Origin of the sequence: Bacteroides sp. AM23-12 (assembly GCF_003434395.1) — a bacterium.
GTDB classification, from domain to species: Bacteria; Bacteroidota; Bacteroidia; order Bacteroidales; family Bacteroidaceae; genus Bacteroides; species Bacteroides thetaiotaomicron.
The window spans coordinates 13,066-34,924 of sequence record NZ_QTLF01000039.1 but is presented as its reverse complement, the minus strand read 5'-3'; the positions used below and the strand labels follow the sequence as shown (position 1 = coordinate 34,924).

The 21,859-nt window shown below is 34.9% G+C and carries 20 protein-coding genes; all 20 read right to left on the bottom strand.

The window, feature by feature from the left end; genetic code table 11:
* Positions 1-45 precede the first annotated feature (45 nt).
* The 20 genes from DW640_RS20750 to galB all read right to left on the bottom strand — a co-directional run bounded on the left by DW640_RS20750 (position 46) and on the right by galB (position 21,857).
* Positions 46-1,452, bottom strand: a complete 1,407-nt coding sequence (locus DW640_RS20750) for an undecaprenyl-phosphate glucose phosphotransferase (RefSeq protein WP_008766006.1) — start codon at positions 1,450-1,452, stop codon at positions 46-48.
* A gap of 57 nt (positions 1,453-1,509) precedes the next feature.
* On the bottom strand, positions 1,510-2,334 hold the full coding sequence (locus tag DW640_RS20745) for a glycosyltransferase family 2 protein (protein WP_008766007.1): 825 nt from the start codon (positions 2,332-2,334) through the stop codon (positions 1,510-1,512).
* A gap of 156 nt (positions 2,335-2,490) precedes the next feature.
* Positions 2,491-3,597, bottom strand: a complete 1,107-nt coding sequence (locus DW640_RS20740) for a glycosyltransferase (protein ID WP_008766008.1) — start codon at positions 3,595-3,597, stop codon at positions 2,491-2,493.
* Positions 3,594-4,064 carry a D-glycero-alpha-D-manno-heptose-1,7-bisphosphate 7-phosphatase gene (gmhB, locus tag DW640_RS20735; RefSeq protein WP_008766009.1) on the bottom strand — a complete coding sequence of 157 codons (471 nt, stop codon included), beginning with the start codon at positions 4,062-4,064 and terminating at the stop codon, positions 3,594-3,596. Before gmhB ends, DW640_RS20740 begins: the two co-directional genes overlap by 4 nt.
* A 15-nt stretch (positions 4,065-4,079) precedes the next feature.
* Entirely contained in the window at positions 4,080-4,787 is a 708-nt protein-coding gene (locus DW640_RS20730) for a nucleotidyltransferase family protein (protein ID WP_008766010.1), read from the bottom strand.
* 4 nt (positions 4,788-4,791) lie between these two features.
* Positions 4,792-5,385, bottom strand: a complete 594-nt coding sequence (locus DW640_RS20725) for an SIS domain-containing protein (protein ID WP_008766011.1) — start codon at positions 5,383-5,385, stop codon at positions 4,792-4,794.
* Between the two features lie 13 nt (positions 5,386-5,398).
* Positions 5,399-6,445, bottom strand: a complete 1,047-nt coding sequence (locus DW640_RS20720; protein ID WP_008766012.1) for a dehydrogenase — start codon at positions 6,443-6,445, stop codon at positions 5,399-5,401.
* Positions 6,446-6,475: 30 nt separating this feature from the next.
* Complete coding sequence (locus DW640_RS20715; protein WP_008766013.1) at positions 6,476-7,417, bottom strand: glycosyltransferase family 2 protein; 942 nt, start codon at positions 7,415-7,417, stop codon at positions 6,476-6,478.
* 9 nt (positions 7,418-7,426) lie between these two features.
* Positions 7,427-8,185: a DapH/DapD/GlmU-related protein gene (locus tag DW640_RS20710; protein WP_022470451.1), complete on the bottom strand. Its 759-nt coding sequence runs from the start codon at positions 8,183-8,185 to the stop codon at positions 7,427-7,429.
* A gap of 7 nt (positions 8,186-8,192) precedes the next feature.
* Positions 8,193-9,407, bottom strand: coding sequence for a glycosyltransferase family 4 protein (locus DW640_RS20705; protein WP_008766015.1), 1,215 nt, complete (start codon positions 9,405-9,407; stop codon positions 8,193-8,195).
* Between the two features lie 6 nt (positions 9,408-9,413).
* Complete coding sequence (locus tag DW640_RS20700) at positions 9,414-10,643, bottom strand: polysaccharide pyruvyl transferase family protein (RefSeq protein ID WP_008766016.1); 1,230 nt, start codon at positions 10,641-10,643, stop codon at positions 9,414-9,416.
* On the bottom strand, positions 10,643-11,905 hold the full coding sequence (locus DW640_RS20695) for an O-antigen polymerase (protein WP_008766017.1): 1,263 nt from the start codon (positions 11,903-11,905) through the stop codon (positions 10,643-10,645). Before DW640_RS20695 ends, DW640_RS20700 begins: the two co-directional genes overlap by 1 nt.
* A gap of 38 nt (positions 11,906-11,943) precedes the next feature.
* Entirely contained in the window at positions 11,944-13,110 is a 1,167-nt protein-coding gene (locus DW640_RS20690; RefSeq protein ID WP_008766018.1) for a Coenzyme F420 hydrogenase/dehydrogenase, beta subunit C-terminal domain, read from the bottom strand.
* A 26-nt stretch (positions 13,111-13,136) separates the two neighbouring features.
* Entirely contained in the window at positions 13,137-14,669 is a 1,533-nt protein-coding gene (locus DW640_RS20685; protein WP_117578902.1) for an oligosaccharide flippase family protein, read from the bottom strand.
* A gap of 139 nt (positions 14,670-14,808) precedes the next feature.
* A complete protein-coding gene (rfbB, locus tag DW640_RS20680; RefSeq protein WP_008766020.1) occupies positions 14,809-15,921 on the bottom strand; it encodes a dTDP-glucose 4,6-dehydratase in 1,113 nt (370 codons plus the stop codon).
* Positions 15,922-15,923: 2 nt separating this feature from the next.
* Complete coding sequence (gene rfbD, locus DW640_RS20675) at positions 15,924-16,784, bottom strand: dTDP-4-dehydrorhamnose reductase (RefSeq protein WP_008766021.1); 861 nt, start codon at positions 16,782-16,784, stop codon at positions 15,924-15,926.
* Positions 16,785-16,787: 3 nt separating this feature from the next.
* Positions 16,788-17,357: a dTDP-4-dehydrorhamnose 3,5-epimerase gene (gene rfbC / locus DW640_RS20670; RefSeq protein WP_117578901.1), complete on the bottom strand. Its 570-nt coding sequence runs from the start codon at positions 17,355-17,357 to the stop codon at positions 16,788-16,790.
* 30 nt (positions 17,358-17,387) lie between these two features.
* A complete protein-coding gene (gene rfbA / locus DW640_RS20665; protein ID WP_090616243.1) occupies positions 17,388-18,275 on the bottom strand; it encodes a glucose-1-phosphate thymidylyltransferase RfbA in 888 nt (295 codons plus the stop codon).
* Between the two features lie 174 nt (positions 18,276-18,449).
* Positions 18,450-19,004 carry a UpxY family transcription antiterminator gene (locus DW640_RS20660; protein ID WP_117578900.1) on the bottom strand — a complete coding sequence of 185 codons (555 nt, stop codon included), beginning with the start codon at positions 19,002-19,004 and terminating at the stop codon, positions 18,450-18,452.
* Positions 19,005-19,337: 333 nt separating this feature from the next.
* Positions 19,338-21,857: a beta-galactosidase GalB gene (gene galB, locus DW640_RS20655; RefSeq protein ID WP_117578899.1), complete on the bottom strand. Its 2,520-nt coding sequence runs from the start codon at positions 21,855-21,857 to the stop codon at positions 19,338-19,340.
* Positions 21,858-21,859 lie beyond the last annotated feature (2 nt).

The following is a 21,859-nucleotide window of genomic DNA, read 5'->3' as shown; positions in this document are numbered from 1 at the left end:
TGAATTAGATATCTATTCTTTTATACTTTGTTGTTTTATTACTAATTAATACGCTTCTTTTTCTCCATGAATAGCATTATATACTGTTTTATAAATAATATACAAATCAAGCATAAACGTCCAATGCTCAATATACCAAATATCACGACTAACCCGTCCTTCCATTTGCCAAAGTTCTTTAGTCTCTCCACGATAGCCTGTTACTTGCGCCCAACCAGTTATACCAGGCTTCACAAAATGACGAACCATAAATTTATTAATCACTTGGGCATATTCCTCTGTATGTTTCAGCATATGGGGGCGAGGACCAACAACAGACATATCACCCATCAATACATTAATAAACTGAGGCAATTCATCAATACTCGTTTTACGAATAAACTCACCTATACGTGTTTTACGAGGATCATTTGCTGTAGCTTGAAGAACATCACATTGTGCATTTACTCGCATAGAACGAAATTTGTAACACCAAAATTCACGACCGTCTTCACCACTACGTTTCTGTTTAAAAAAAATGGGCCCCGGCGAGCTGATTTTAATAGCAATCCCTATTATTATATAAACAAAAGGGAAAATAGTACACAAGAATATCAATGAAAATATTATATCAAAAAATCGTTTTAAAACACGATTCTCACGAAGTTCCAATGGTTCACGACGAATAGATAATACTGGTACATTACCTAATAAATCAAAATACATCCTGCGCTTTAAATAGTTACGGACATTGGGAACACTAAAAAAACGCACCAAGTGGTTCTCGCAATAATTAATGATCGGAACAATCTCCGCACTCCGTACAGAAGGAAGACTACAGTAGAGTTGTGCAATTTTACCTGAATTTCTTTCTAAATACTCAATCGCCTCTTTCGGCTGTCCCAAATATGCAACTTCTTCCGGATAATAATCGGATGGGGAATCTTCAAAATATCCCATTACACGGTAGCCTGAAGTTGGATCATCTGTCATTGAATGGTAAAGTTCCTGCATATTCTCGTGACTGCCCACCAATACAACCATGCGAACATTTCCTCCTTTTTCACGATAAAGCTCCAAAAAATAACGAAAAGCAAGACGATAACAAATCAAGATGATCAGTAAAGCAACATAAAACAATCCGAACAACCGAGAGCGGAAAAATTCAAAATGGAAAAGAGACAAAAAGCAAATGGAAAATAAAATAAAAGGAACCATATTACGAAGTACACGAATCATAATCTGTTCTGGACGAACAACTGGATGATGCAAAATAACCCCTGATTGAATATTGCAAACCAGATAGCATAGACTAAGCAGAACCATCCCTTGATAAAGAGAAGTTAAATTACCAGAATAAAAGCGACTGCCCAAAACCAGTTCAAATCCCCATAGCAATGAATTCAACAAAATTATATCCCCAAAAAGGACACAAGATTTTAAAACTTTATTAAAACGTTGGATCTCCTGCATAGAACGATGTTATATAATAGATTTTAATATTATTTCTATAAAACCACATTTATTCTTCTAATAATATTCTAGTTTTGAGCAAGCTTGCATTTTAGAACAAAAGCTTCCAATCGAACATCCATGTTTCTTAAAGAAAACAAACATACTCTGTAAATGAAGAAGCGCCTTTCGACCGATTTTAGAACTTCCACGAAGATGGTTATGAGTCATTATAGATTCAGGAAAATAAACGACAGGACGATTACATTTCCAAGATCGAAGACAAATATCTTCATCTTCCATATATAAAAAATAATTCTGATCAAACCCGCCTAAAAAAGCATAAAAATCTCTCCGCATAAATAATGCTGCGCCAATAGCCCAATCTACAGGTTGTATCTTTGTTGTATCCATGTTTTTACAAAGATACTTATTCACTATCTTACTGGTTGTTTGATCATTACCTTTAGATAAAAATCGAGAGAACAGAACTTTTAATGTAATAAAACTTCTCACAGAATATTGAACTGTCCCATCTGGATTCAATAGTTTTGGTACAGTAATGCCTATAATAGGATGCTTTTCAACATATTCATATAGAAAATCTAAACTCCCTTTATGCAAAACAATATCCGGATTAATAATAGCAATATATTTCCCTATTGAGGCTAATACTCCTTTATTATTATTTTCTCCAAATCCTAAAGGTTTTTGATTCTCAACGATCCTTACTTGAGGATAATTTTGTCGGATATATTCAACAGTACCATCTGATGAACAATTATCCACATAAATCATTTCAATACTTGCTTGAGGAATATTCTCTTTATATAAAGAACGTAATAATACTTTAAGGTATAAAAGATGGTTCATACCGACCGTAATAATAGAAATATCAATCATATTTATCGAGGATTAACAAAGGAAAATTGAATAAATTAATTCCAAATAATATATCTATTAAACTAAATATATAGACTTTCACTATATGATTGTAGTTATATTAAATCTGGTAGTAAAGACTAAACAATAAACTCACACATATCAACAATAAATCACTCAAATCCTTTTAATATAGTTTGTTATGGAATCCGATTGATATGTCTTAATAAACATTTCTTTCGTTTTTATTCTTTCATCTATATTCATATTGAGACATTCCATACATCTAATATAATCCTTTGGCGTCTCAGCAATGAGCATAAAGGAATTAAATAAAGGAGGAAGACCTTCAAAAGCAATATCAGTTCCAATAACAGGAATGCCACATGCCAAAGCTTCTATAACCTTGACTTTAATACCTGCCCCTGTAAACAATGGGGATATCAAAGCTTTACTCTGAGATAAAATCTTATATGGATCATCTACAAAGCCAAGAATATCTAAATTCAAATTCGGAACTATATTTTTCACATCTTTATTAGGAAATCCACGTCCTATGATTTTAATATGTACTTTTTTTCTCAATAATGGACCTACAGTATTAATAAACCACAAAGCCCCTTCCGCATTTTCTTTACGCCGCCAATCGCCAAACATTGTGAAATAATCCTCAACTTTATCGGGACTTTTATTAATAATTTGTTCATCAATATAGTCTAAACAAAGATTAGTTTCCTTATGATAAATCTGTTTTATTAGGTCACAATCTTTTTGTGAAAAAGAAAAAATATGAGCATTAGGCAGATTCAAGGACATCCGTTCCGAGAAAATACATATCTTCTGCATTAAATATGAAGAAGAACGAAGCACACGTTGTGCAATTACATCATGGCAAAGTAATATTTTAGGAATACGTTTATCAATATATCGTCCATACAAGAACATATTACTATGATTAAAAATCACAACTTTATAATGATTCATTTTAAGCAAATCCCTAACTCTTCGAAGTATCAGCCAATTAAAACGTATAGAAAAAGTAGGATGAACAAAAGGAAAGTTGCAAACATTTTTTAATTTAGTCATTATCGAGTTACGAATTGTTAGTTTCGTATTTACATTTCCTCTTTCGGGCACATAATCATTTTCCCAATCATATTTAAAATAAATCAAATCAACATCATAACATGAAGCTAAATCATTCAGCATTATCATAGTGTTTTTTTCACCTGCTGCTGCCTTATTGGGAACATATGCTGTCAAAAACAAAATTTTCTCTTTCATATAACTTTAATTCCTACAATACCACAATTCTTAGCAAATTTTATATCACTATCACTATCACCTATCATAAGGCACTTAGCTTTATCAATATCTGGATAATCTCTCAATATTTGAAGAAACATACCTATTCCCGGTTTACGGTTAATATCAGAATCCGTCAAAGCGGTACAATAATAAATTCTATCTATTCTCCCTCCATAATTCTTAACTTCAGAAATCATTCGCTCATGTATATGTTTTAAATCCTCTTCACTCATAATTTCCTTCCCTACTCCACGCTGATTAGTCACTATAAATATATATTTAAAATGGGTATTCCAAACTTTCAAAATTTCAAGTACTCCAGGAAGAAATTCAAACTCTTCCCATTTTTTCACATAGTCATCTGGACGAAGTCTGTTAACCACTCCATCACGATCTAGCAACAATGTTTCAAAACCAGTTACATCAATATCTTGTAGTCTCATTATAGAAAGATTTATTTAGAAAAGGAGATCTGAAAATTCCGCATTGGCCTTGTCGTAATCTTCGGGAATACCAATATCAATAAAATATCCATTTTGCACCACACCATAAAGTTTTCCTAATAAACATTGGGGTTGAAGAACTCCTGTCTCAAAAGAAAATCTCTGCGGTAGTCTGTTGAATATCGGTTCTAATGTATTGATAATATATATACCACCATTAATCAAGCCTTTCTCGCAATATTTTTTCTCATCAAATCTTCTAATCTGATTAGTATCTTCACATATCTGTACATTTCCGTAACGGTCAAAGTTTTCCATTGGCTTTAATGCCAGTGTGATTGATGAAGGATATAAACAATGCCATTCATATAATTCATTCAAATTTACATCAAAGAATGTATCGCCATTCAAAACAATAATATTAGGTTTACTAGTTCTCTTTAAGGCTAGTTTTATTCCTCCACCTGTCCCTAATGGTTCGTCCTCCACGGCATATTCGAAAGCAAAAGGAAACTCATCTTTACACTCATCAATCCAATCAATAATAACACCGCGTAAATAACCCAAAGATAGAATTACTTTTGATACATCAAATTTTGTAAGATATTTCAGTAAATACCACAAAAAAGGTTTGTTTGCTATTGGCGCCATACACTTGGGTACTTCATTTACTACACTACGCAAACGAGTCCCAAATCCACCAGCTAATATGATAACTTCCATAAAATTATTTATTATATTCTTCCCCGAAAATATTCTCTTCCACAATACAGCAAATAATATGTCCTATTAATGTTTGACATTCCTGTATACGAGGGGTTTCAGCACTAGGAACTTTAATGACAATATCAAAATCATCCATTTTACAAGACTTCATACCTGTAAGAGCAATCGTCGTAATCCCCTTTTCTTTACATATAGGCAAGGCATCTACAATATTTTTCGAATTACCTGAAGTAGAAATACCAATAAAAACATCCCCTGCCACACCTTGTGCCTGGAGTTGGCGTGCAAATATTTTATCATATCCATAATCATTACCAATAGCTGTAATAACACTGGTATCCGTAGTTAAAGCTATTGAAGGAATTCCCGGACGATCAAAATAAAACTTACTCACAAATTCGCCGACTAAATGCTGAGCATCAGCTGCACTCCCCCCATTACCCGCAAACATCGTTTTATTTCCTCGACGATAGGCCTCAGTACATACGTCAGCCGCTTTAGCAATAGCCGCTATCACTTCTTCATTTTTAGAAAGTTCCGCTTTCACTCGCTCACTCTCCGCTACTTGTTTTCTTACAATATCAATACTTTCCATACTTATGCTATATCTATTTCTGAACTTTATCTGTTGAATAAATCTTCCATCCGTGTGCACCGTCATCAATAAACTGAAATGGCATAACAAAACCATTCAAATTATTTAAAGCCCGTACCACTTCTTCTTTACGTGTCGGCTCAACCACAAACATGATAAATCCTCCCCCACCTGCTCCACTAACCTTACCGGCCATAGCACCGGCACCAGTGGCTACATCAAAAGCTTCTTGAATCATCGGATTAGTAATGGCGCCAGCCATCTTCTTCTTATTTTCCCATCCTTCACCCAAAATACGAGCAAACTCCCCAACATCCCCCTTCAACAAGGCTAATTTAGTATCAATAGCACTCTGTTTAATCTTATGCATCGCCTCTATAGCGGTTTGATTACCTTCGCTCGTATTTTTCTTCTGCTCATTAATAATAGCAGCAGAAGAACGAGAACGACCTGTAAAATATAGAACCATACTTGACTCTAATTCATCCACAATCCAACGTTTCATTTTTAGCGGATTAACAATCACCAAATCATTTTGCAAGAATTCCATATAATTGAATCCCCCAAAAGCTGCTGCATATTGATCTTGCTTACCACCACTCAATCCCAAATCCTTACGTTCAATTTCATAAGCTAGACGCGACGTCTCGTAATCTCCTAAAGGAAGTGACAACCACTCAATAAAAGCCTTTAATATACAAACAACCATAGTAGAGGATGTTCCTAATCCTGATCCAGCAGGCGCATCATTATAAGTTGTTATTTTGAATGACTTAGGCTCAAGCCTATAATCACGAATAATACGGTTATACACACCTTTTATGAGACTTGCTTCTCCATCAATCTCTAATTGAGACATAGAAAGGTAACTTTTGCAACATTGTGCATCATAAGCATTAATCTCAATCCTACCGCTGTTGGTCTCTTCAATAGTACAATAAGCATATAAATTAATTGTTGCATTGAGAATCAACCCTCCATAAATATCACTATAAGGTGATACATCACTTCCACCACCAGCCAATCCCAGACGTAATGGCGCTTTACTTCTTACAATCATTTTATTGAAATATATAAATTATTCATATAGTCAAAAATATAGAACATCCTTTACTCTTTTAGCTAGCTGAATGAAACGATATGTCCAATTAATGATAAATGCATCATTGAAGGAAATAATATTTTTTCCAACCGCCTTATCTAATAAGAGGCGTATTTGAGATTTTGAGATTGCTTGAGAATAATGTACCACTAAACGAAAAAAAGCATACTTTGTAAATCGGTAGACAGATGATTTATGAAAGAACTCATTTATCCAATGAGTAAACTCAATATCAGCAGTAAGCTTCCGGAGCACCATTTTATTATCCATATTAGGTGTTATATTTTTTTTGCTCTTACGCCAATATACATAATCTCCAGAAATAGTTTTAATACCTTTATCAGCTCCTATTTTCACCCATGTAGCTATATCACTTCCCCATGCTAAATCAAAGTGCTGAAAACCACCTGTACAATTATAAATATCCCTTAGAAAAATATACTCTACTACAAAACTATCTAACCGAGCCGACGCTTTCCGACGATAAAAAGTCTCACTATCTATCACCGATGGATAAACAGTTGGAATTCTCACTATCTGATTTTCGCAATCAACAATCTTTACATCAAAATGATAAATGTCAAAAGCTCCATTATCTATTGCTATTGTATTAAAAAAATATTCTACACAACGAGGCCCCATAATATCATCATCAGAAAACAGCCACAGCCAAGGCTCATTCTGTGTCAGTTGTATACAACGGTTCCATTGTGCAACGAGATCATGCCCACCAAAATTCACTTCAAATCTTCTATAAACAATATCCAATTGCTTCGAATATTGTTCTATAAGACTCTTAAAATCATCTCTACTACAATCCTCACCAATATAAACAGTGAAATCTTTACATGTCTGTTGCGCTAAAGAGAATAATACAGTCTCAAAGAAGTCTACCTTATAGGCAGGTATTACAATTGCTAATTTTTTCATTAATCAACTTTATAGAAAATGAAGATATGTCCCTCCCAAAGTATACCGCAAATCAATAGAACGTTGCGCCAAAACTTTTGCTGGTATTCCTCCACATATAGTAAAAGGCGGAATATCCTTAGTAACTACGGCACCAGCTGCTATCACTGCTCCCTCCCCAATAGTAACACTATGCAAAATTGTTACATTAGGGCCAATCCATACACGGTTCTTTATATAAATAGGACCACGATTCGTTTTCATAGATCGAAAGTATGGATCATTATAATCATGACCACCTGTCCAAAGAGAAACATTAGAAGCAATATTAACGTTTTCACCGATATAGATTCCTCCACGCCTCGCATCCAGAATACTATTATCTCCAACGACAGAACCTTTTCCTATCATCAACATCCATGGTGCACGAATTTCACTTCCATAATATAATACTGAATTCTTTTCCATTTTTACCAAGAAAATATACTTGTAAAAGAAATCACGTATATGATGTGAAGGAATATCCGAAATTATTTTGATCATCCAACGAAAATAACCATCCACAATATTGATCAATCCTCTTTTATCTATTCGTTTGAACATTTTTTTAGAACAAGAAGAAGAAGTAATGCCAGAATCCCTAATTTCACTCACCTCACCTTCAGGATTAGCCATGTTTTTGCGACGATGCAGCCAACAATAAGCCATTAGTAAAGGAGAAGTAAATAGCAGTAACCAATACTTAATAAATACAACTATTAGTATAAACAGAACAACCGATAAATTCATAATCTCATTATCGTTTCAACATTTCATTATAAATATTCAGGCGCCGCTGTACAGAAGCTTCCGGTGAATACATCTCCATTAGTTTCTCATGAGCAGCTTTTGTCAGATTATGTTGTAAAACCTTATCTGTTGCTATTTTTAAAACACCAGTAGCAAAAGCTTGAGGCTCATCAGCTATGATACACTCTTTTCCATTTATAAAATCAAGTCCTTCTACACCTACTGTGGTAGTAACGAAAGGCGAATAGAAATTGACCGATTCTAATATTTTCATACGAATACCGCTACCTATTAAAATAGGTATTACCATAATACATTCAGATATAACCATAGCCAAGTTATCTACAAAGCCACAAAAAAACAAATTTCTATACTTCTTCTGATATTCTGTTTTAATTTTCTCATCCCATTTTCCTATAATTTTAAAAGTAAAATTGGGATTTTCTTTGAGTATCAAAGACCAAACATTATCTAAGAACCAAGTAACTCCATTCAAGTTTGGATTATGACCAGAACCACCAATAAAACAGATACTACTCCGTTCACATTCCTTATATGCTATATTATCAGGTAAAGGAATAAAGGAAGGAGAAGCTGAAATAGGTGCTCTTACCCCATCACACATCAGGATATTCTTATCAATATCAGTCATTGTTATTACTTGGTCGTATTCATTTAACGCATTAATTTCCTGTATCCGTTGCATCGTGGCTAAATAGCGTACGCTAGAAGGATATTCACGCTGCTGAATCAGACGTTCCTTAGCAATGTATTGAATTTCATGTTGAATGAACACCTTCTTTACAGTATTAGGAATAGCATAAACCATATATAGCTGTTCAAAATATTCATTTTGAACAATATCAATCCGCTCTTTTTTTATAATTTCATTTACAAAATCAATATAAGCATCTTTATATATAGGTGTAGCCAAATATGGCTGTTTCAAAAATTTCCGGGTTATAATACGGTGCAGACGAAATAATGAGTATTGCGACTTGATGCCATCTTTATTTTTATAATATTCAAAAGGGTAAACTTTAACCTTTGGTAATTGTTTTTCCAACAAATATTGACAGGCCATTTGTTTCTTAAAGAATACAGGATAGATCAAAGTTATATCTATCATATTCTGCAACTCCATTAACATATTAAACGACCCCTGCTTTCCTCCGTCTGTAGCAGGATAAGGCATCCATGGCAATGTAATAAGATATTTCATAAAACATTATTTAGACTTAAAAACTTCCAAAATAGAACTCATCATTTGCTCATAGTTATTATAATAATTCAAAGCTGTTTTTTGACATGCTATTACATCAAAATGTAATATTCGATTAATCACAATATCAACAGGTGGACATTTCCAAAAGCGAGAATACGCATTGATACGATTATCAAGTAAAGAAAAACGTGACATAATATCATAAATTTTACTCGATTCTTCGACACATACACAACGTGCATATTTAAGTACACCATAGGTATCAAAACAAAAACATGGTACTGCATTATGTAGAGCCACAACAATAGGATGCATATTTTCCCCAATATATCCTTTAGCATATTTTATCAAGGCATACCAATCTAATGGAGGTAGCGGAGTAGTAATAGAAAAATCAAAATTATGCTTAAACCCAATACCAGTCGGCATAGGAAGAGCAACACATTCTAAATATAGCTTTTTCATTTCTGATTTTAATTTATCCATCCATAGCATATTATCAAGCATTCTACATTTCATGCTTACAAGAACATAATTTTCAGGCAAATGATATTTTAAAAGAATATCTTCTTTTGAAGGAATGAATTTAGCACAATTATAATTAAAGGCAAATACTGGATCGGGAGTTATATTTGGTATTATTGCCCCTTTTGTTATATAAGTAATCATATCACGAGTCCATATATCTCGAACCGAAATATATTCGAAGTGAGACAAATTATTACTCATTTTATGCTTTACCGAACGCGCTATCAATCTATATTTCGCATTCTGTGATGATGCAGACATAATCACCATTGGAATTTTAGACCCAAGTTTATCATAAAATGTACCCCAAAAAGCATTAGGATACTCACGTTCAGATGTAGTTTTATTAACACGTACAACTGTTTTGGTTGGAAAATCCAATCTACCCCAAAAAGACGAACACTGAAGAACTGCATCACTGCCAATAATTATACCTTCTATTTTTTCATCCTTTATCACTTGACAAATATCATCATCATTACGACATATTTTGGTCTGCGGAAGATATTTCTCTACAAAATGAAAATGCTCTTGTGGTTGCTTCTGAGTTTTAATACTTGTGAAACGAGCTTCAAAATCTTCTGGCTCCCACTTAATCAAAATAGGATTATATCCGTGATTCTGTAGATAGCTTATCGTAGATAGTGCTTGTAAATTAGCCCCAAAATTAGGGACATTAGCAAATGTTAGAATTCCGATCTTCATTATTTATTAATATATTTTCTTGTCCGATACTTACTAAATAAAAAGCAGAAAAAAAGAGTAAACAAAATTTCAAGATTCCCCCAATCCCCTTGAAGAACAAAGAAAAAAACACCATTGATCAGTGTGTAGGCTAACATTCCCAAAGCTATGAACTTAGGCAGTGTCAGTACATTGTAAGGTCGCATTTTCTTTACCATAAAAAACGATAAAAGCAAACCAATAACAATAGTGCCAACAAAACCAAACTCAATATTCAGACCGCCTACAAATGTATAGAATACATGGGTGTCAACACCTGTAATATTATCAAGCCACTCCCATTTTTCACGTGTTGTTTTAAAATTTGAGGAAATTCCCATAAGCTTACGAAAAAAAACAAAATATGCCTCTCCCCATGTATTACCTTTTAACTCATAGAAAAAATGTGTATTATAATTATTAAAAGACTCTCCTAAATACCGATAAAACATATAAGTGGCAAGATTACCAAAACGAGAGTTGGATATAAGAATAAAGGCTGAAGAAATAGGAACTAAGATTAAGATTAAATAAGATACAATCTTTTTTTTCAATCCTACATTCATAAAAACAGATAGAAACACAAAAATAAAAACTAAAAAGAAAAATGTCATTATCATTACGGCTCTACTTGCATATGCTGTAAACATATATACAGGAAAACATAAAGAAGTGACGAGAAATATCTTAAGAAGTTTTCTATGTGTTTTTATGACAAGTAAACCGTAAGCGGCAATCAAAATAACAACATTGCGTGCGCCCATATATAGACGACATAATATGTTAAAAAAATAATTTGGAAATTGTACAATCTCAGATTCATCATATGTATCATTACGATAATCACCAATATTTGAAGAAAGTATTGCTTTTAAAAATGAAGGAAATAAAATAATATATAACACTATCTGAATAAAAAGAAGTATCCAAACCAAATTTATGAAGAAGTTAGAATTTAACGTTTCAATTCGAGTGATTCTAGTATTATCATATCTGATAATAGGATATGCAAAAAGAAAAATAACAGGTATAAGATATAAAAATGGTATAATTGAATACGTCTCCCTCCCCCGCATATAATGAAACAACTCGTGCTCATGATACAGTAATGCTCCCCATGCACAAATCGAATAATATGCCAATATATAGAAAGCGATATTTAACTTCCTATTTTTCCAATAGTGGTAAACTGCTAATATAGAAAAGACAGCAGCGTTAAATATCAATATTTGTAATTCTGACATTTATTTGATTTTTTGTTCACCCATAAATAGCTTGGCTATTATTGGAGTTTTCTTAATACTCTTTTAATAATTTGTTTCACTATTTTTTTAGTGATAACATATTTGCTATCACCAAAATACTTCTTATATGCAGCATCAAACCCTCTTAAAAGATAAAATTCCCAAAACTCTTGTCGTCTTTGATTAGAACATGTAGGGCGAATTAAGCATGGCTGCATAGCTTCATCTTTCGTTATCTTCCACAAATCAATAGAATCGTAAAGTTTGTTTATCAAGTCTAACCCCATATTAGTATTCACCATTAATAATGAAGTACCTTCACATGAATACAAATCCGGGCGATTCTTCTTGTCGTCCCAAAAATCAGCTATTGTAAAATCTCCAGGACGGTCCAAGTTAGAATACTTACAAGAGTGACAAGAAGGACGATTTATCATTTGAGAAAAAAATATTTTTCCCCAATTAACTACCCAAACAGGATCGACAGCTTTCTGGCCGTTTTCAAAATAAAAACAATAAGAGAAGCGATGACTCCACCCATAAGTTTGTTTGTACCTCATGTTGATAGACATGACCTTTTGGCCAAGTTTCGTCGAACACATATTTATATATTGCTTATATATAAGTGGACTAGGAACAGCATGGCAAACTAAATCAACCGTTAGTAAATTCTCATATGGTTTACGTAAAAAAAGCTTAAGCCCTTCTACTTGACAAGGAGAACCTGTAAACAAAACCCAGCGATCGCTTTTTAAATAAGTCTTTATCTGATTGTAAACACCTTGAATTTCACTCTGGACATATTTTGACCCCATAAAACTCCTTATACCTTCCATCGTTTCCGAAAAGCTATGTCTCACTACTCCATCGTTATCATATTCTACACCACAAACAACCCCTCCCAATTCTATTACAGATCCTGCAATAGCTGTAAAAGCACCACCACTAGAACTGTTCCGTAACGTTACAATATTTTTATGGCGAGCTGCAAAATATGCTTTTGGAGTTGGCCTTATATCCTTCACCTTTCTATAAAGAATAGGACAAGCCATCTCACAAAGTCCACAATTGATGCATTTACCTTCCTCAATCATAGGATATTTAAAACCTTCCACATCTTCCTTAAAAACTATCGCATTATGATTGCAGATTGACAAGCATGCAGAACATCCACAACAATCCTCTGATTTTTTTATTTTTATCATGATCCTCAACAGCTTATTTGATATGATTACAAGTTATTTTTTATAAGCTTACGCACTTGATCAACGACAAATACTCTTTCACTTGCTTTGCAACCCACAAAAAAGATAGCCATAAATGAGCATATGATACATGAGAAAGATAAGATCAAGAACGAATAAAATGATGATTGTAATCGTAATGAGATTAAATAGAGAATTGCAACTGAAAATATCGTCACAGCACATATATTAAAGAAAACATTCTTCATATAGCTTTTAACAGGCAATTGTATCATACTACGAAGCATAAATAAACGAAGTGCCAAACAACATAATGATATACCAATAGCCACATAAAGAGTAATTTCTGGTGCATAACCTCGTTCTAACAATATATATGAAATAGGAAAATTCATCATTTGCATACCGCCTACAACTATTTGGTAATTTCTAATACTGCCTGTTGCCAGCATCGCAGTAATCAAAGGATTTGATATTGATTCACACATGGCAAAGATCAAGACTAAACGGACAAATATGATTGTATAATCAGGAACAATTTTTAACCATATTGATAATATATATTCTGTACTCATGAGTACTGGTAATGACAAAAATAGTAACATATAAAAAGATAATCTTGCCCCCTGAAAAATCAAAGTAAACATGTATTTACTATCACCTACAGCAAATGATTTTGTTATCTGTGGATTTAATGCTGTCATAAAGTTTTGAGCGAAACTATTAATTGCATGATTAACCTGTACAGCCATCCCTCTTGCAGCATTGACAGTTGGACCACAAAAAAGATTTATAGCAATATTTACGCCTTGATCTCTAAGGATTGCTGAAGATGCCCCTATAAAATTCCAACCCGAAAAGCTCAACATTCTTTTCAATAGGAATCTATCGATTCGACAAAAACATTTACATTCCTTAAAATGTCGCCTACAATATATAAAATAAGCAAAGGTTATAACAATTGCTACCACCAACAACAAAGCCCCATAAACAATCAATTTATCTACTGACATTAATACTAATAAATAAACAATTAAGAGTTTAAGTGACACCTCCAGAATACTAACATAAGCAAATGCAGACATTCGTTCGTGTGCAATAATTAAAGCATTAAAGGGAATACAAATCAAATTGACTCCAAAGGTAAAAATTGAGAACTGAAGCACCCAATTTGCCGCATTCATACGAACTTCGGGTATATTCATTTTATTATTAAGAAACCACACTCCTATAAGCTCAGCAAGTATAACGACCACTAAAGCCATTAAAAACTGTATAACTACTGCTGTAGAAAATACCGTCTTCAGTCTTCGTAGATCACCTTTGCCCAACTCAATAGTTATAAAGCGACTAATGGCAGAAGACAATGAGGTAGATATAATAGCAAACATAGTTACTACTCCCCCTACCACATTATAAATACCAAAATCTTCAACCCCCAACGTAGCTAGTACCACACGGCTAGTATACAATGATACCATCATGGTAAATAACATACGGAAATAGAGAAGAAAAGTATTCTTAGCTATTCGCTTATTATTGTAATTAGTAGTTATCAAATATAAAACAATTATTCAGTAAATATCCGGAACTTCGTATCCAACTCCAACTTTAGATGTTTACAACATCAAAAGCTATTTTTCATATTAGTACTTTAATTATTATGTGAATAAAAAGGCTCTATATAAAAGAGAATATTCATTCATTCCTATATATGGAATCGTAATACTCCTGATAATCACCACTTGTCACATTGTCCATCCATACCTCATTATCTAAATACCATCTCACAGTCCTTTCGAGACCTTCTTCAAACTGCAAACTCGGCTCCCAGCCTAACTCTTGTTTCAGCTTAGCGGAGTCAATTGCATAGCGTAGATCGTGCCCCTTTCGATCAGAAACATATGTAATTAAATCTAAGGAATAACCTTCGGGATAACCTAGTAACCTATCAACAGTTTTAATAAGAACCTTAATAATATCTATGTTCTTCCATTCATTGAACCCACCAATATTATATGTCTCTGCTATTTTACCTTTGTGAAAAATAAGATCAATGCCCCGAACATGGTCGATTACATACAACCAATCACGAACATTTTCTCCTTTGCCATACACGGGCAATGGTTTACGACAGCGAATATTATTGATGAATAATGGTATAAGTTTTTCAGGAAATTGGTAAGGGCCATAATTATTGGAACAATTCGTTACAATTGTAGGCATATTATAAGTGTCGTGAAAAGCACGTACAAAATGATCACTACTTGCTTTAGAAGCAGAATACGGACTGTGTGGACTATACCTCGTGGTTTCCTTAAAAAAATCATGACCATAAGGTCCCCTACCGTCCTTATTGCCACTAGGATTCGTTAAATCCAATGCACCATAAACTTCATCTGTAGATATATGATAAAAACGCTTGCCTTCATAACCTTCAGAAAGAGACTCCCAAGTTAATTTAGCCGCTTGAAGCAGAGAAAGGGTTCCCATTACATTCGTACGAGCAAAAGTAAAAGGATCATTAATACTACGATCTACATGACTTTCAGCTGCCAAGTGAATAACCCCATCTATCTTATACTCACTAAACAACTCTATCATTTTTTCAAAATCACAGATATCAGCCTTTACAAAAACATAATTAGGCTTATCTTCAATATCTTTCAGATTAGCTAAGTTTCCAGCATAAGTCAATTTATCCAAATTGATAATACGATAGCTGGGATATTTATTCACAAACAGACGGACAACATGACTACCAATGAAACCAGCACCACCAGTGATCATTATATTTCTTGAGAATTTCATGATTAATTATTTTCTTTAAGTTCATTAATACATTTCACAAGAGAATCTTTCCAATAAGGAATCTCTACACCAAAAGCCAGCTTCAATTTTGTTTTATCTAATACTGAGAAATGAGGACGTTTTACTTTACTAGGAAATTCATCACTATGGCAAGGTTGAATATCACAACTATTTCCACTCAATTCACAGATTTCTTTAGCAAAATCATACCATGAACAAACACCCTCATTACTGAAATGATAGATACCTTGTTTGTGATATTGATCCCCCTCAATCACTCTATAAATAATATCAGCCAAATCTTTTGCATATGTAGGTGTACCAATCTGATCAAAAACAACTCTCAATTTATCTTTATCAGCGGTTAACTGTCGCATAGTCTTAACAAAATTCTTACCAAATTGAGAATACAGCCAAGCTGTACGAAAAATCAAATAATTACAGCCCACACGTTGGATGCTTTGTTCTCCTGCTCTTTTTGTTTTACCATAAATACCTAAAGGATTAGTTTCACAGTCTTCTCCACATGGCATATTCTTATCACCTTGAAATACATAATCAGTCGAAATATGAATTAAAGTAGCATTAACTTCTTTTGCAGCAATAGCCAAATTCTCTACAGCTTTATTATTCAATAAGTCTGCCATATCATAATCATCTTCTGCTTTATCTACATTCGTATAAGCAGCACAGTTAACAATTACCTTTATATTATCCAAATGTATCATATTACGAATAGCATCTAAATCTGTAATATCCAACTCTGCAACATCAGTAAATATATAATTATTCAAACTTGTAGCTGCTATGCATCGCATTTCATTACCAAGCTGCCCATTAGCTCCAGTTACTAGAATATTCATTATTTAATATAGACTTTCATTATAGTTAAACAACCAAGAAGCATCTTTCAATAATTCATGATGATTATCCTTCTCAGACAAAACAATCTCATTTGCCGGAACTCTCCAATCAATACCCAAATCAGGATCATCCCATGCCAAAGCCCCTTCACTTTGCGGAGCATAGAAATTATCACATTTATATTGAAAAATAACTTCATCCGTCAGCACACTGAATCCATGAGCAAAACCACGAGGAATAAAAAATTGACGATGATTATCTTCTGTCAGTTCTACAGATACATACTTTCCAAACGTTGGTGAGCCTTTGCGAATATCTACCGCAACATCCAAAACAGCACCTTTAATAACACGAACTAATTTACTTTGTGCATAAGGAGGCATCTGAAAATGTAAACCTCGTAGCACCCCATAACCAGACTTACTCTCATTATCTTGTACAAAATTCACTTTACGAATTTTCTCATTAAATTCCCGTTGCGAGAAAGATTCGAAGAAATAGCCACGATCATCCTTAAACAAACGAGGTTCAATAATGAACACACCTTCTATAGCTGTTTTAATAACTTCCACTGTGATTATTTTGAAAATTAAGTATTAAGTTTATTTCTGTGTTAACTCATCAATTACCTTTAACAAATATTGTCCATACTGATTCTTTAGCATAGGCTGGGCCAGTTCGCGCATTTTATCAGTAGTAATCCATCCATGACGTAAGGCAATACCTTCCAAGCATGCTACCTTCAACCCTTGACGTTTCTCAATAACTTCAATAAAAGTACTGGCTTCGGATAAAGAATCATGAGTTCCTGTATCCAGCCAAGCGAATCCACGACCTAGCAGCTGCACTTTAAGTTCCTGATCATTCAGGAATTGCTGATTCACTGTCGTAATCTCTAATTCACCACGCAATGACGGCGTGATATTTTTAGCTACTTCCACCACTTTATTCGGATAGAAATAAAGACCGACTACTGCATAATTAGATTTTGGCTGAACAGGTTTTTCTTCTATGCTCAGAACATTCCCCATTTTATCAAATTCAGCAACACCATAACGTTCAGGATCGGCAACCCAGTATCCGAAAACAGTAGCCTTATTCTCTTCTTTTGCAGTATGCACAGCTTCTTGCAGCATACGGGTGAAACCCTGACCGTAGAAAATATTATCACCTAGTACCAGACAAGCAGAATCGTTACCGATAAATTCTTCTCCGATAATAAATGCTTGGGCTAATCCATCCGGAGAAGGTTGCTCTGCATATTCAAAATGTACACCATAATCTGAGCCATCTCCTAAAAGACGTTTAAAGCCCGGAAGATCATAAGGAGTCGAAATTATCAGAATCTCACGTATACCAGCCAACATCAATACCGAAATAGGATAATAAATCATTGGCTTGTCAAAGATAGGGAGCAGTTGTTTGCTCACTCCTTTTGTGATCGGATACAAACGAGTACCTGAGCCACCAGCTAAAACAATTCCTTTCATTGATTTGTTATTAGTACTCAAGATTTGAGTGGCAGGGTATATATCCTTCCACTCAAAAAATTGAATATTTTATTAAATAAATAGATTACCTTCCGAGATTAAAAAAACAGTTCTAAAGGTCAGACATGAAGTGTCCGACAACAAGGTGTTGAGCAGATGATCGTAATGTTATGATTAGTTGATTTTTTCGCAATACCACTTGGGAATATGTAGCATGACGCCGATAGTAGCTAACGTAACAATTACGTAATAGCTCTTCTTGTATTGCGTGAGTTTGCCTTCAAGTCCGGCAAACGGGCCACGGATCACCCGAACTGCTTGTCCGGGACGGGCTTCTGCTGTTACTGTATCGACATAAAGAGTTCCTTTATAATTAGGATCGCATACGGCACGGAATTCCAACATCTCACAGTCTGGAATCTCATAACACCGCCGTGTACTCCGGTCACGAACAAGCAAAAAAGGTATAGTACAATCTTTTACCCTTTCTAATAGTTCTTTTTCCGTAAATTCTTTCTCGATAAACAGCAGATTGTGTACAGCTGGAGTCAGTTTCCGATGCTTTTTACCATCAAGCGTCTCATGCTCGATATATCGCATCGGAATAAAATAATTTACCCCTTTTTTTTCCAAATATTTCCCCAAATGTTCTTCTTTACAATAGAAGGTTTGTACAGCATACCATGCCTTCCTTCCCTCTGTTTGTCGTTCTTTGTCCAAATCATTCATTATCACCCATTACCCCTTGTTTTTTATTTCATCACTTACTTAAAAGACAAAAGCGCCCTGACTTTCACAAATGAAATCCATTTATGAAGCAGTAGCGCATCTCTTAAGGATTTAGCCTTTTTATCTTATCTCCATATAAGAACCAAGGTTCATAGAGAAACGAATACAGTACTAAAACGATGCAAAAGTAATACAATTTAATAAAAGAACATACTTTTACAGCTTTTATTTTGCCTGCAAAGATGTTAAACTCCTGCCTGCTTAAACAAAAATTCCTCTAAGTGTATCGCAATGAAACACTTAGAGGAATTACACATATTACAACGATATTTCTTACTTCTTAGCTTCCTGACGGCTTTCAATGATTAAGACTCCTTTTTTCAAGCCTTTACCCGTAGCTTCAAGGGTTATTTTGCCTGGCTGCTCTGTCGAAGATACAATAGCAGTCATCATACCACTGAAGACTTTCATCTTCGGACGCTGGAAAGATTCCAAGGAAGCTGCATTACCATTAGCTCCTGCACGGTAACTACCCTCTCCCTTCACTTTGAAACTGATTTCATGTGAGGCATCCGGACACAAATTACCGTCTCTATCTACCACTCGCACTGTCACAAAAGATAGATCTTTTCCATCCGCCTTGATTACATTACGATCAGCTACCAATTCAATATGATCCGGTTTACCGGCTGTATGGAGTTCTTTTTCAGCTACAGCTTTCCCGTCAGCATTATAAGCCACGACTTTCACCGTGCCTGGCTCATATTTTGTATCCATCCACATTAGGCGGTAACGGCTCTGACGTTTCAAGTTCATGATGGAAACAGAGTCAGCACTATTATCAATGGTTACGGAAAGGTCTTTGGTACGTTTCCCTTGGCTCTTTCCGTTGATGAATAATTCGGCTGAAGGATAGTTGGTATATACAAAGACAGGAGTTATCTCTCCCTCTCGTCCTTCCCAATTCCAGTGAGGAAGAATGTGAAGTGTTTCCTGTTCTTTATTCCAGTGACTACGATAGAGATAATAACGGTCTTTGGGCAGCCCTGCTAAATCGATAATTCCAAATAGTGAAGAATGACTGGGCCAATCTGTATAATAGGGAGTCGGTTCACCCAGATAATCGAATCCTGTCCAAACAAACTCTCCTATGCAATAAGGTAAGTCCTCATGCTGAATAAAATCATCCTCAGGCAGATTGGACCATGAACAAGACTCCATATCATAAGAGGAAGACTGATGATCGTCATATTTCTTCATCCATTGCCGGGTAACAGGGAATTTATATACTCCACGCGAACTAACCGTAGAAGCAGTCTCACTACCCAAGACTATCTGTTGAGGAAGTTTTTTATAATTCTCCTGATATTTATGTGGCCTATAATTAAATCCCGCAATATCCATTACTGCCGCCATATTATTATTGACTACAGCATCCGGCGCATCCATCCCCTGTGTGACAGGACGTGTCGGATCTTCACGATGACAAAGTTCCTGTAGAAAATAAGACATCTTAGGTCCTTTATTTCCATCCCATTGTTCGGGAACCTCATTTCCGATGCACCACATCACCACACTCGGATTATTACGATAATGACGTAGCAAGTTCGTCAAATCCTTTACTGCCCATTCGTCAAAAACATGACGATAGCCGTTCTTAACCTTCATAGCCTTCCATTCATCAAACGATTCCGCCATCACCATCATTCCCATCTCATCACAAGCTCTGATTAACTCAGGAGCAGGCATATTATGAGAAGTACGAATCGCATTACAACCCATATCTTTCAAAATACGAATCTGACGACGAATAGCAGCATCATTCACAGCGCCTCCCAAGGGGCCGAGATCATGATGATTGCATACGCCTTTGAATGAAGTTCTCTTTCCATTTAAGAAAAAGCCCTTATTGGGAATGACCTCAATAGTACGAATACCGAAAGATGTTGTATATTCATCCTTCAGTATATTGCCTTCATAGACTTTAGAGACAGCCTGATAAAGAACAGGAGTTTCCGGGCTCCATAAAGCCGGACGACTAACAACAAGTTCCTGGCTGAAGATATTATCATCAAAACGGGAACCTTGTTTTTCATCAGTAGTTACTACTTTTCCATCCTTATCTTTAAGTTCAGTCACTATACGGTATGCATCAAACTGTTTTCCAGAAGGTACGACCAAAGTCGTTTTTATATTCACTTTCGCATAATCATCCTTCACTACCGGAGTAGTTAACTGTGTACCCCATGTCGGAATATGAGCATCTTCCGTTACTACCAGATGTACATTTCTGTAAAGTCCGGCTCCCGGATACCAACGGGAAGATTCTGTCTCATTCTCCAAACGAACAGCTAAAGTATTCTTTGTCCCCTCTTTCAGATAGGGAGTTACATCCAGATAAAAGGTATTGTATCCATAAGGCCAATAACCAGCCTCCTGACCGTTAATATACACACGAGCATGGCTCATAGCTCCGTCAAAAATCAATGTAGCCTTTTTCCCTTTGACAAAAGAGGGAGCATCAAAATTCAGCCGATACCAACCCACTCCGACGAAAGGAAGACCACCTGTACGTCCGGCATGTTCCATCGCTTCTTTTTGTCCGTCTTGCGCAATGGCTGTCAATTGCCTGTCATTATCTATACCAAAAGGTCCATAAATAGCCCAGTCATGGGGTACTACCACAGATTGCCACTTGATATCATTATAGTCAGGCTGAATAAAATCAGCATTATCTTCACGTGTAAACTTCCACCCTTTCTCAAAAGTATACGAGGTTCGTACTTGTGCACTGATCACAGAGAAAGAAAAAAGGAGGGCTATTCCTAATAAGTATCTAATATTTATAGTCATAA